Genomic DNA, 13,083 nt, shown 5'->3' on the forward strand with positions numbered 1-13,083 from the left:
ACATTCACTCCAATTGTGCGCTTTTGTTGATTTCTAGTGGTTCTAGAACTCCAAGTGTCACATGGTAAACGCATCAGCGTCACGATTAGTTCCCTATGGGCAACATTTTTCCAAATATCTTTAGTAGTTTTGCACTCTCGTGTCCACAGGTCAGATGATTTCGCTAGTATTCGGAAACATGACACCTCAGCGACTGGAACTTGGACCGCTTCCTACCGACCTCGCGCAGGAACTGCGTGACCTCACTGCCAACGCTCGCTTCGGCACCCTGGATGAAAACGGTTACAACCTCGTCATCGAAGCTCCGATGACCGGCGAGACCATCGGCTGGGTAGGCTCCGGCGATGAGGAGCTCGTCAACAAGGCCTTCCGTGCTGCACGTCGCGCCCAGCAGTCTTGGGTGCACGTGCCGTTTTCCGAGCGCAAGCGCATCTTTATGCGCTTCCACGATTCCGTGCTCAAGAACCGCGAGCTCCTGGCAGACATGGTGCAGCTGGAATCCGGCAAGAACCGCACCGGCGCCTTCGATGAAATCCTCGACGTAGCCAACAACGCTCGCTACTACGCCGGCCGCGTGGAAAAGCTCATGTCTCCGAAGTCCCGCCGCACCGCCGTGCCCGTGCTGGCTAAGCCACGCGAGTACCGCCACCCGCTGGGCGTGGTCGGACAAATCTCCCCGTGGAACTACCCTCTGACCTTGGGCATCTCCGATGCCATCCCAGCCCTGCTGGCCGGCAACGCCGTGGTCTCCAAGCCGGACTCCTCCACCCCGTTTACCTCCCTGCTGGTATTCAAACTGCTCTTCGAGGCAGGCCTGCCCCGCAACCTGGTGCAGCTGACCACCGGCTCTGGCCGCGTGGTGGGTTCCGCCATCGCTGAGCAGTGCGATTACCTGATGTTCACCGGTTCCACAAAGACCGGCAAGCTGCTGGGCGAGACCATGGGCCGTCGCCTGGTTGGCTTCTCCGCAGAATTGGGCGGCAAGAACCCACTGATCGTGGCTAGCGATGCAGACATGGAAAAGTCCGCTCGCGGCGCCGTGGAGGCCTGCTTCTCCAACACCGGCCAGCTGTGTGTGTCCGCGGAGCGCATCTACGTGGAGCAGGACAGCTACGAGGAGTTCCTCACCAAGTTCGTGGAGCGCACCAAGGCGCAGTCCATCGGTCCCGGCTTTGATTGGGAGACGCAGGTCGGTTCCCTGGCAAGCGCGGATCAGCTCAAGACCGTGGACGAGTTCGTGGAGGATGCCCGTGAGAAGGGTGCCACCATCGCCGCGGGCGGCAAGGCTCGCCCTGACTTGGGACCTTACTTCTACGAGCCCACCATTCTCACGGACGTTCCCGAGGATGCTCGTCTGCTCAACGACGAGGTCTTCGGCCCCGTCGTCTACGTCCAGCCTGTCTCTGACCTGCAGGAAGCTGTGAAGCTGGCCAATGACACCCCTTATGGCTTGAACGCTTCCGTCTGGGCCGATCCATCCACCGGTTGGGATGTCGCTCCGAAGATCGCCGCCGGTTCCGTGGGCATCAACGATGGCTACGCCGCAGCATGGACCGCCATCGGTGCACCGTCGGGCGGCATGAAGGAATCCGGCATGTCCAACCGCCACGGTGATTCCGGCCTGCTGAGGTACACCGCTGGTCAGAACGTCACGGAGCAGCGCGGCATGTCCATGCGCGGCCCTGAGTCGCTGAGCCGCAAGGCGTACTCCCGCATCATGAGCCGCGCGATGCTGTTGGGCAAAACCCTGCGCCTGCTGCCTTAGTGGAGCACGCCGATGCCCGGGTCAGCCGGGCTCACTGGGATTCGGACGCTGCTCGGTACGTCTCCGAGCACGCCGATTACTTAGATGATTTCCACTGGTGCCCCGAGCGCCTCACCGAGGATCAAGCCCACTTGTTGGGCGATGTCCGTGGCAAGCGCATCCTCGAGCTCGGCGCTGGCACTGCCCCGTGTTCCGCGTGGGTCGCCGCGCACGGCGGTATCGCCATCGCGCAGGACATTTCTCGCGGCATGCTGAGCCGGTCTGACCGTTCCGCGGTGTTCGCCGTGCAATCTGACGCGGCGGCGTTGCCGTTTGTTTCGCAGAGTTTCGACGCCACCTTCTCCTCCTTCGGCGCCCTCCCCTTCCTCGCGGATCTCCCGGGTGCTTTGCGAGAGGTCCGGCGCGTGCTCAAGCCCGGTGGCCGCTGCGTGCTGGCCAGCAATCACCCCATGGCGTGGGTCTTCCCCGACGATCCGGGGCCCATCGGCCTGCTGGCCCAGGTTCCGTATTTTCAGAGCGTGTATGAGGAATTCGCCGAGGACGGCGAGCGCACGTATGCAGAGTATCACCACACCGTCGGCGATTGGATCCGCGCCCACGCTGCCGCCGGCTTACTGCTCGAAGACGTAGTGGAACCGGAGTGGAGGCCGGGCACACCCGCGTGGGGTCAGTGGTCTGAGCTGCGCGGATCCGTGTTTCCCGGAACCGCGATCTTCGTTTCGCGCGCTACTTCCCATTAGCTGGGCGGATCACCAGCTCCTCGATCACGGAGTCATCGCCCAAGTCCACGGCCACGCGTACTGCCTGAGCGATGGACCCGGGCTTGATGAACTCGTCTGCGTCGTATTCGTTGCCGCGCTGAGCTTGGATTTCTCGCTGCATATCGGAATCAGCCTTGCCAGGGTGGATGGAAGTCACGCGGATCGCATCCCGCTGCTCATCCCGGAGCGCGTCGGTGTAGGCCTTCAGCGCGTGCTTGGTGGTGGCGTAGGGGCCGTAGCCCGCGCCCGAGTGGTTGCCTGCGCCGGAGTTCATGGCCACCAACGTGCCGCGCGTGGCCTGCAGCGCGGGAAGCAGCAGGCGGGTGAGCTCGGCGACGGCGAAGAAGTTGACGTCGAAGGCTCGCTGCCACTCGTCCGCGGTCGTCTCCGTAGTGGCCTTGTGCGCCGTCACACCCGCGGCATGGACCAGCACATCGACCTGCTCCAACCCCATTGCGTCTACTTGCTCCCGCACGGCGTCGAGGTCAGCCAGGTCCGCGATGAACGGCTCCGCGCTGGGCAGTTGCTGCGCCACTTCTGCAGCGGTGTCACTGGATCCTCCCACGATGATGTGGTGGTCCTTGCTCAGCTCTTCCGCGATGGCTTTGCCGAGGCCGCGGGAGGCGCCGGTGATGAAAGCGATACGCGGATGGGTGGATGCCTGTTGATTTCTCATACGTCCGTTGTACCTAACTTCGCCATTGCTGCGGGGATGGCTTCAGCGATGCGAGAGGCGCTGGTGGGCGCGAACCCGAACTCTGTCCGGGCGGACAGATGTGCTGCCACCGAGTGAATGCACACCGCGGTGGTTGCTTCCCGCAAGCCCCCGGCCTGCCCCGGCCGGGCGATAAGGGCGCCAATAATTCCGGCCAGCACATCACCAGAACCGGCAGTCGCTCCCCAGGACGAGCCCGCGTCGATGACGTGCGCGTGCTCCCCTTCAGCGATGATCGTCTCGCGCCCCTTGAGGAGCAGGGTGCAGTTCAGTGCGCGGGCCAACTGACATGCAGTCTCCACGCGGTCGTGTTGCTCCACGGATTCGGCCTCCGCCAAACGCTCGCATTCCCCGGCATGTGGAGTCAGCACCGTGCATCCCCTGGTCCGCACCAAGTCACGAAGATCGGCACGCTGTGCAAGCAGCGTCAGCGCATCCGCGTCCACCACCACTGGCTCGTCACGCTCTAGCACCGTCCGGAGCTCCGCGGCTGCGGAATCGTCCGTCCCTCGGCCCGGGCCAATCACCCACGCTTGCGCCCGTCCGGCACTATCCACATCATGGTGCCCCACCACTTCCGGATTCGCTGCGATAGCAGCCGAAGAGTCACCAATGTAGCGAACCATGGAGCTGGTGGTGCGCGTTGCTGCCGTCGTACATAACACACCAGCCCCAGAAAACGCCGGGCTACCAGCGCAAATCGCAACCACGCCGCCACTGTATTTATCGTCGTTAGCGGCGGGTTCACCGGGCAGCGGGCTGGCGTATGTTTCGTCGACGCCAGACTCCAACGCGTTCCAACTACGAAGTTCAACACTGCTCATGCGTTCCAGCATATACACGAAGCGTGTCCCGGTAGCCCGCTAAGCTTGTGCCCCATGAGCACACTGACCATCGAAGATGCACTCAAACTGCAAGTAGGAGCCGATATCCGCCTCGCGGACATCGACCCAGCCTCCACACCAGGGTTGAAAGGCTCCGGGGACAAGCTGGACAAGCGACTCGACAAGTCCCAGGACGACATCAAGGACGAGCTGGAAGATCTGCAGGAGCGTCTGTTCGCCAACCACCGCGCCGGCACCAACCCAGGCAGCGTGCTGATCGTGCTGCAAGGAATGGACACTTCAGGCAAGGGCGGCGCGGTCAAAGCGCTGTATAGAGCGCTGGACCCGCAAGGAATCCGGCTAGCCTCCTTCGGAAAACCAACCGAGGCGGAACAGCAGCACGATTTCCTCTGGCGCGTGCGCAAGCAACTGCCGGAACCAGGGATGATCGGCATCTTTGACCGCTCGCACTACGAGGACGTGCTGATCCAACGCGTGGAGGAAATCGCCACGCCGGAGGTCATCGAGCAGCGCTACACGGACATCGCCGAGTTCGAGAAGGAGCTGGCGCAGCAGGGCACGCGGGTGCTGAAGTTCATGTTGCACATCTCGCCGGAGTTCCAAAAGGAAAACCTCATCGAACGGCTGGAAAAGCCCGAGAAGCACTGGAAGTACGACCCATCCGATATCGAAGCGCGCCTGAAGTGGGAGGACTACCAACGCGCCTATGAGATCGCGATCCAGCGCACCGCCACGGACGAGTCACCGTGGTTCGTGGTGCCCAGTGATAACAAGGACTACGCGCGCCTGGTCGTCCAGCTGGTTTTGCTGGACACGCTACAGAAAATGAACTTGGATTGGCCATCTGCTCCTGTGGACGCCGAGACTGAATTGGAGCGAGTCAAGGCCCTGCCTGACGACCCTCGTGACTGATCTCCCCCGATTGGGTATGTTGTTTCTGGATTGATGGGCGCGAGGAGCACGCTATCCAGATGTCTCTCGCGCGATGAAGGAATCCCGCCAGTTATACTTCGTCCCGTTATTGCCCGTCACCGCTATGTTTCTGGCCTCGTGGGCCTGCGAACAATCGACGTTGCCGTGGTGATTTTGTACCACCTCAACGTCCCAGGTTTTGTGGGCGGCCTGCTGGGCGTGGGCGGGTTTTCACGCTCGCCGGTTATCTGATCACGGCCAACCTGATGCGTTCATGGGACAAGAACGGCAACCTCGGCTTGTCCACGTTCTGGCTGCGCCGATTCCGCCGCCTACTGCCTGCCGTGATCCATACTTTGGTTTCCGTGCTGATTGTTACGGCCTCGCTGCGCAAGCAGGACTTGGGCTCCACGTTGGCCGAGCGTTCCTACTGCATCTATCTGTGTCACATGCCCGTGATCGCGTTCATGCCGCATTCGTGGCTGGAGCAGCACCAATTCTGGGCGTCCTTGATCAAGGTAGTCGTCTCTGTTTTGCTCGCGGCTGTTAGTTGGAGCTGGATAGAGGATCCTATTCGGAAAGATGGAATCGTTGAGTCGGTTCGAGCATGGCGTCGGACACAAAACGAACGCCCCTTCCCCACCCTGGTGGGCGCCGGTGCGGCGGTGATCCTGGCAGCGGTGGTGTCTGTAGGTGCGGTGCCTGCGATCGTTGGTTCGACGCCAACCTCGTCCGCCGCCCCCGCCACGGGATTGGACCCGAACGAACGCCCCACCGCTCCGGCACCAACTACCGAAGCCGCCGCAAGTGACGAGCAGAACACGATGAGTTGCACGCAGGTGATCCACGTGGGAGATTCCACCCCGATCGGCATGTTCTCTCCGGCGATGGTGGACGATCCCAACGAAACTGCCACGGCCAACGATCCCGAGTTTCCTTATGTGGGCAAGCTGGTGCACGAGCTGAACTGGGATCAGTTGCAGACCCTCAACTGCGACAAAAAGCTCTCCGGCTTCCCAGACGTCGAGCCTGTCAAGGGAAACAAGTTGCTGCAGCTGCAGGACGTCTTCGACATCGCTGCCGCTGATCCCCAGGTCCACTTCAACATTGAAACCAAGATCGAAGCCGAAAACCGTGAGGACTCTGCGACTCCCGAGGAGTTCGTGAACGTCATCGTCCCCGTGATCCAGCAGAACAACGCCGTGGACCGCTCCGCCATCCAGTCCTTTGATTGGCGCTCGCTTCCGCTGGCTCACCAGTCCGCCCCTGAGCTGGACATCGTTGCACTTTACGACGAGACCACGTGGAAGGATAACTCCGTGTGGATCGAGCCAATCAACTATGACGATGTCCATGGCGATGTTGTGGCAGCCGCCGAGCAGCTGGGAGCCAACGTCCTGTCCCCCAACTTCAAGCTGGTCAACCAGCAAAATGTGCAGTGGGCGCACCAGCACGGCATCCAGGTCATCCCTTGGACCGTCAACGAGTCCGATGACATCAATCGCATCATCGACACCGGCGTGGACGGCCTGATCACGGACTACCCCACCCGCGCGACCGAAATCCTGAACAGCCGAGGCATCACGATCGCCTAGCAGGCCTTAAGCGATGCTCCTTTCTCGTGGTTCTTGGTGTTCCCGTCGGTTTTCTTCTCGACGCAATACTCGTCGCTGCAAGGTGCGTTCCTCCCAGTTCTGACGCCACCGACCGTCCATCATTCGCTTGCCAGGCCACACGATCGGGCCATCCGGCAGCGTGACCACGACGGTTCCGTCGGGGAAGATCCAGTGATCAGCGCCTTGAGCGTCCATGATCACTTTCATCACGCCGTCCGTCTTGCGGTTGTGGCAGGTACGACAGAGGGTGTGCAAGTTTGCCGGAGTGGTCAAACCTCCCTGATCAAAGGGGATCCGGTGGTCAATATCGCAGTTGGCGGCAGGTATCGAACAGCCAGGTCCGCAACACGTTCCGTCGCGACCCCGCACGTAAGCGGCCATGGCAGCAGGCACCACGTAGGCATCCACAATCTGCTCAGCAATGCCTTCGCGTAGATTACGGATGCTCGTGACATTCACTGCCTGACGTGCTTGCGCGCGATGGCCCTGAGAGAATCGTGCACCGTCTTGGCCTCATCCGCGGGCAGGTAGCCCATCATCTTGGCTCCACCGCCGCTGGTTGGCGTGAACCCTAAACTCCGGCGCGACTCATCCTCATCCCGCTCCGCCGCCTCCGGATCATGCTGCAACACAATCTTGCGCACCCGATTACGAATCGCCGTCGCCCCCGGCAAATGCTGCCCCGCATATCGCGGCGTGAGGTAGCGCGTAATCTCCCGGTCCACCGCCTCCAGCGCCTCTTCTTCCACGCCAATCACCGCCCGCTCAATAGCTCGCAACCGCCACAAGTCAATGTGCGCCATCTGCTCAATCAACGCCGCCAACTGCGGAAACGAATGCAACATCAACAGCGCATCAAAGTTCTGCCTCGCCAACGTCTCCGAGGTCCCCAAACGCGAGGCCACCCGGCAGGAATGCACCCCCACATCGTCAAGAACAGGATCCGGCAGCACCGAACGCCAGGCCGCGAAGTCAGCGCGATTAGTGTTCATGTAGTGAATGGATAGTGGATCGTCCGGCGCGCAGGCGTCGAAAAACAACTCCCCCATAACAACCAAGCCCCTTGTGTAAATGATCGTGTGTGTTGGTGATCAACGCATCGAAACAACGTTCACACATGACTATACGAACGGGCAGGACAAACATTCTAAAAACGCGCTTTCATTAGAACATATGTTCGATTAAGCACCTGCCGCTGAACGGTGGAGATAACCCGAACGCTAGCGCTGCGCCGTCGCTGCAATCAGCATGCGGTCGATATCCCGAAGAACCTGGTCAACGATCGCGGGATCCTGCCCCGGCTCGCGCCGCGCGGCAGCCACGGTGGACTGCGCAGCCTCCAGGGCTACCTTCCTAATCTCGGTGGCCTTGACCCGCATTTGCGAGGCATAGGCCATTCGTTCAGAAATTAGTTCGGATACATCCACGTCGACCTCCGCATCGCGCAACAGGGTATCGCCAGTGCCCTCCACGCGTTCCCCAACTAGACGCTCGCAACGGGCGTCCACTGGCTGACCATCCTCATCCAGTGTGATTTCCCCTTCTGCAACCAGCGCCTTTTTCGCCTTTGCCCGGCGAAAAGCCTCAAGAGACGCCGAGGCATCCATGCGCGCATCGGCTTCCTCTGTCAACCAGTGTTCAATCGAGGCCACAAATTGTGGCGACAGGTCATTGGCATGTCGATAGAGTTCCTTCAATGCAGCCCGATGTCCGCGCGCAATCAGTGCCTCTCGAGCCTGATCATCGAGGGCGTCTGGTCCTTGCGCGAGGTCCAGCTTGTTCAGCAGCCACGGCAACGTCATGCCGGGGATCACCATGGTGCACAGCAGCACCATCAGTGCGATAACGGAGACTTCATGCGCATTGGTCAATGCGCCACCAGGGATAGACAGGATCAGCGCCAGGCTCACCAGCCCACGCATGCCACCCCAGGTCAGCACCACTACTTCCTTCATGCGCAGTGGGGCGATGTCCCTGCGCGTCTTGTGCTTGTTGACCTTGTAGAACCCGAACATCCAGCAGAAACGCACGGCAATCAGTACTAGGGACACGATCAACCCCACGTACACGGCGTGCCACAGGTCAGTGCCCACTTCGTGGATCGCATCGCGGACAGTCAGGCCGATCAGTCCAAAGGCCAGACCGGTGAATACCATCTCCACCGTCTCCCAAAATGCCTGGCCGGACAGCCTATCTTCGGCACCGATGTTCAATCGGGAATTCATCTCCACGGCTGCAATAACGATGGCAATCACGCCAGACGCATAAAGTTCTTCGGCAACGATGTACACCGCGAATGGAACAATCCAGCTAAACGCGGTGCGCGCTGTGGTGGAATCCATCATGTTGGACATCTTCGCCGCCCCCAGCCCACCCAACACACCGATCAGCACGGCCACAGCAACGGAAACCACAAAGTCCCACACCCCCTGCGCGATGGACAAATCGCCGCCAGCGAGAAGAGCCACGAGGGCGACGTGAAAAGCGACGATGGAGGCGGCGTCATTAAAAAGACCTTCCATCTGCAGCGTGGACGTGAGGCGGCGGGGAACCACGGTGGTCTCGGCGACGGCGTCCACAGCCACGGGGTCTGGTGGGGCCAGCGCCGCACCGATGACCACGGCGGCAGCCACGCCCAGGGTGGGGTACATCAGCATCAAGGTGCCGGTCACGGCGGCGATTGTGGCGACGACAAGGAGCACGGACAGGCTGATCACCGTCGAAAGCTGGGAGCGAATGACCGCCCAGCTGGTACGGCGCGCGAGTGCCCACAGCAGGGGTGGGAGGAAAATCGGCAGGATCATGTCGCTGGGCACGTCCAGGCTGGGGAGCCCTGGCACGAAGATGGCGCCCGCGATCACCACGGTCAGCAAAGTGGGCCACGGTAGACCGAGGCGTTCGCCGATGGCTACCATGACGATGCTGACGAAGATCAGGGCAACGATGCCGATCAGAATTTCCACAAGAACCTACTTCATGCTCATGCAACGACAGGAGAATGGTTTGAGTGTACTTGGGAGCGAGACGGCGATTTCTCGCTATAGGGCTTGCACGAGATTTGCCAACCCTTCCTGCCTGCGGTGATTGAACATTGCGACGGTACGGCGCCGCGGCGCATTGGGCCGCAGACCCAGCGCTTCATTGACTGGAGCAAGCTGGTCTTCGATTGACGCGTCTGCGTCCAGGTCATCGAGGGCGATCCCCAGGGCGTCATAGATTGCGGCAACGCCGGTGGCATCCGGTTCGGAACCTGGCGCGAGTGACACTTCAAATGTCTTGTCCTCGCCGAACTTCAAAAACACACGGTCACCAACATTGACGCCCAGATCATCGAGGAACCGCTTCATCGTGGACACTTGGGTTTGCCCCAAGCCGTTGACACGCACGTATTGAGTACCCAATCGCGAATCCAGAGCGCATTCGCCTTTCGGTGGGACGTCGTAGAAGTTGGCAATTCCGCTTCCCACCGCGAAGCCACTGCCACGCAAATGATCAGAATTCACGTCCATCAGCAGATGCCACTCCCCGTCGCGCATCACCATGTCCCTAGTTTCCTCGATACTGCGCGCGTATCGGTCACTTTGCTCTTCGACGCGGCGAATCACCACGCCGTCAATAATCTGAAACTCGGCACCTGCGGAATAGGCTCGGATCGAGTTCTGCGAGATCTCCAGGCGTTCCGCTTCCGCGAACAGTTCCTCCAGTTTCACACCGGAGATCTCACCTTCTTCTAGGTCCACGCCTTCAAGTTCAACAAGCTCAGTTCCCGCATCCACGCGTCGCCCCAGCCAGTCGGTGATGGTGCGGTACTCCTCCATTCCCCATTCAGCCAGTGCCCACTTGTTGAGACTTACCTTGATCATCCGTGGATCCACGGCGTATTGGTTGCTGGCCGAACGTCCATTTACGGAGCCCAGCACCTCAAAGATCTCGTCCACGGTCATCGGCTTCTCGTGGATTGCCAACACAGCGACAGCGCGATCATGGTGACTTCCAGCGTTAATGGCCACGCAATCACCGATGATCAGGCGACTCGCGGACTCTTCACGAGCCAGGAATTCTTCTACCTGATCAGCGCCGATCCCCAGCTCATTGGCAATGTCGGCCAATCGTGCCACGCCGTTGTTATCTGCGTGTGCCTCGAGTGCGGCATCGGACTGGGTGAGGAAGTCCGGCTGCATTGCCCAACCATTGTGAACGAACCATTGGCCGTTGATCTGCTCGAAAATGTCGTTAAAGGTCGCATCAAACGCGGCAGGGCGGTCCACGAGCGCAGGGATTTCCTCGATGAGGTCTTCTACTCGAATCAGCGGGTTGATGCGCTCGGCAATCAGTTCAGCGACCTCGTCAAACAGGTCACACTTCCCTTTACAATCTTGGACAAGGTTCCGTTCGAGCTGGCGAATTCGTTCTCGAGTAATGCCGAAAGCGCTGCCGAGCTCATCCAACGTCTGCTGACCCAGCCACCGTCGTTCAATGATCGCCAACTTGCGCTCATCGTCGGCCGCGGCATCGACAAGCTGCGCCACGGCCTGGTTGAACAGGTAGCGCACGGGATCGCGTGAATCCAGCGATTCTTGCAGGTTAGCGGTGCGTTCTTTCAGTGCGTCCGGTTGATTTCCGACGCCAACCCCGGCCAATTCCGCCCATCCCGCAAACAATAGGACTTCGTCCTCCGGAATGGTTATCTGTTGTGCTGTGCCGCCTTGGAAGAAGTCCGAAGACTCAAAGGTTTCATCATCGGCGTAGAAGTCCGTGATGTTGCCTTCCCATTCTGGAACAAGAAGATCGAGGTCCGCGTCAAAGGCGCTGAGCACTGCCTTTTCCACCATGTTGAGCAGCCGGTATTCGCCTACGCCCTTGATGTCTTGGAGATCAAGCACGCTGGCGGATAGCGGCTCGGGGAAACGGGACATCCACTTCAGCTCCACGGAGGAGGTGGAATCGATCTCCGGCTTGGTGCTGGGTTCCAAGACAGGCGATAACCCGGCAAGCGCAGCGGAACGATGGTTGAGGGCCCACAGCTGAGCGATCTCCATGGGGTCTTTGGTCAGATCACCCAGCCATGGGAAAAGTGCGCTCAATACGCTGGCGGATTCTCGCTGCTCTGTCTGCGGACTGCTGACGGAGAGCGTAGGTTCCGGCTCCTCCGTGGCGCCGGTAAATGCGTTGATTAGCTGCGCAAACTCCTTCTCGCCAATGATCGGCACGGACAGGTTACGAGCTTTCTTAGCCTTGCCGCTTTCCGAGTCCGAGTTAGAGGAAACCAGCACCTTAGACTTTTTAGTCACTCCGCCTACGTCGAATCCCAGCGCCCGTGCGCGCTCTTCCCACTCTTCGCGGGGAAGGTCCATCTGTCCGGTGAAGGTGATGCGATCGCCGGGCTCGAGAGTCAGGCGCAGTTCGTATTCGCCCTGCTGCGGGCTAGCGAGTAGCTCATCGACGAACCCTTGAGACATTCCCAGCTGCGTGCCGAGAGTGGTCAAGGTGTGGCGTTCTTCGTTGGTAATGATCCCGTCCAACCACGCCTCAATAGCAAGCTGGCGCACGAACTCCTCGTGGATGAGGAGAAGATCACTGTGTGGGATGCCGTCCTTCGCGGCCTGCTTCTCTAGTTGCTTGATCTCTGACTTCACCAGCTTCTTGTCGGCGAGGACGGCTCGCAGGACGGTCTTGTACTTTTCCGCGTTGCTCTCCCTTGCTGCAGGCAAGTTGGTGGCCAATCGGCTCAGCCATTCATCGTCGCCCTCACCCTGGGGCTCCGTATGACCACGAGGAATCACGGGGCGGCTTTGTGCGTACTCGTGAGCAGGCATTTTCAGCGTCGCTCCTCGCAGGGGCGCGTCCAAATCTGACGCGTAGAGGTATGCCAGCAACTCTGCCGTCGCTGCTGCATCGGCCAGCGCGGTGTGCGGACGTTCATTGGAGATTCCCGTCACCCGCAGCGCTTCCCCCAGGGACCGCTTGTGCTGTGGAAAGGCCTGTCCGAACAGTACCATTGTGTCCAACACCCACGTTCCGTACGAAGGCAGTGCAACCCCGAGCCGTCCGAACTCGCGGGTCAGGAACCGCACTTCAAAGCTCGCGTTGTGCGCCACCATCGTGCGGCCGTGCAGGAGGGTAGCCAGTTCCCCGGCGATGTCCGCAAACGTTGGCGCGTCCACCAGATCCGACGCCGACAAGTGGTGGACGAAGGTATTAGGCACATCCCGGTGCGGCTGGACCAGCGTCTCCCAGGTCTTTTGCACCTCGCAGTTGTGATCGAGCAAGACCACACCTATTTCAATGATTCGGTCGCTGGAGCCAAATCCGGTGGTTTCAAGATCGATTACTGCGTAGCTGGATGGACGTTGCATGCTGGCCTTCATTCATGGAGAGGTGATCGGTGCGTAACAAGAAACATGTTTGCATACGGCCGGGACAACCACCGGGGAAAATCGAACAGGTCCGAAACTCGTTCAGGCCAGGG

The 13,083-nt window shown here is 60.3% G+C and carries 10 protein-coding genes; 4 read left to right on the forward strand and 6 right to left on the reverse strand.

Features of this window, described 5'->3' with window-relative positions; translation table 11 throughout:
• Positions 1–178: 178 nt before the first annotated feature.
• Positions 179–1,765, forward strand: coding sequence for a succinic semialdehyde dehydrogenase (locus tag CS919_RS01380; RefSeq protein WP_234990707.1), 1,587 nt, complete (start codon positions 179–181; stop codon positions 1,763–1,765).
• On the forward strand, positions 1,765–2,505 hold the full coding sequence (locus CS919_RS01385) for a class I SAM-dependent methyltransferase (protein ID WP_099297503.1): 741 nt from the start codon (positions 1,765–1,767) through the stop codon (positions 2,503–2,505). Before CS919_RS01380 ends, CS919_RS01385 begins: the two co-directional genes overlap by 1 nt.
• Here the strand turns inward: CS919_RS01385 and CS919_RS01390 are convergent.
• Both CS919_RS01390 and CS919_RS01395 read right to left on the reverse strand, forming a co-directional pair.
• A complete protein-coding gene (locus CS919_RS01390; RefSeq protein WP_099297505.1) occupies positions 2,492–3,202 on the reverse strand; it encodes an SDR family oxidoreductase in 711 nt (236 codons plus the stop codon). The genes CS919_RS01385 and CS919_RS01390 overlap by 14 nt on opposite strands.
• Entirely contained in the window at positions 3,199–4,065 is an 867-nt protein-coding gene (locus CS919_RS01395; protein WP_159460939.1) for an NAD(P)H-hydrate dehydratase, read from the reverse strand. The genes CS919_RS01390 and CS919_RS01395 overlap by 4 nt, the downstream gene beginning before the upstream one ends.
• Before the next feature lie 54 nt (positions 4,066–4,119).
• Here CS919_RS01395 and CS919_RS01400 point away from each other — a divergent pair, with 54 nt between their 5' ends.
• Positions 4,120–4,998 carry a PPK2 family polyphosphate kinase gene (locus tag CS919_RS01400; protein WP_099297509.1) on the forward strand — a complete coding sequence of 293 codons (879 nt, stop codon included), beginning with the start codon at positions 4,120–4,122 and terminating at the stop codon, positions 4,996–4,998.
• A gap of 266 nt (positions 4,999–5,264) precedes the next feature.
• On the forward strand, positions 5,265–6,593 hold the full coding sequence (locus tag CS919_RS10800; RefSeq protein WP_234990709.1) for a glycerophosphodiester phosphodiesterase family protein: 1,329 nt from the start codon (positions 5,265–5,267) through the stop codon (positions 6,591–6,593).
• Between the two features lie 6 nt (positions 6,594–6,599).
• On the opposite strand, the gene CS919_RS01410 is transcribed toward CS919_RS10800, so the two are convergent.
• The 4 genes from CS919_RS01410 to CS919_RS01425 all read right to left on the reverse strand — a co-directional run bounded on the left by CS919_RS01410 (position 6,600) and on the right by CS919_RS01425 (position 12,970).
• Positions 6,600–7,073, reverse strand: a complete 474-nt coding sequence (locus CS919_RS01410; RefSeq protein WP_099297511.1) for an HNH endonuclease signature motif containing protein — start codon at positions 7,071–7,073, stop codon at positions 6,600–6,602.
• Complete coding sequence (locus tag CS919_RS01415) at positions 7,070–7,663, reverse strand: DUF222 domain-containing protein (RefSeq protein WP_099297513.1); 594 nt, start codon at positions 7,661–7,663, stop codon at positions 7,070–7,072. Before CS919_RS01415 ends, CS919_RS01410 begins: the two co-directional genes overlap by 4 nt.
• 171 nt (positions 7,664–7,834) lie before the next feature.
• A complete protein-coding gene (locus tag CS919_RS01420; RefSeq protein ID WP_234990711.1) occupies positions 7,835–9,577 on the reverse strand; it encodes a cation:proton antiporter in 1,743 nt (580 codons plus the stop codon).
• Between the two features lie 75 nt (positions 9,578–9,652).
• The gene (locus CS919_RS01425; RefSeq protein ID WP_159460940.1) at positions 9,653–12,970 is read right to left on the reverse strand and encodes an exonuclease domain-containing protein; all 3,318 of its coding nucleotides are present in this window, start codon (positions 12,968–12,970) and stop codon (positions 9,653–9,655) included.
• Between the last annotated feature and the right edge of the window lie 113 nt (positions 12,971–13,083).

It is taken from the genome of Corynebacterium dentalis, assembly GCF_900232865.1.
In the GTDB taxonomy this organism is placed as follows: domain Bacteria; phylum Actinomycetota; class Actinomycetes; order Mycobacteriales; family Mycobacteriaceae; genus Corynebacterium; species Corynebacterium dentalis.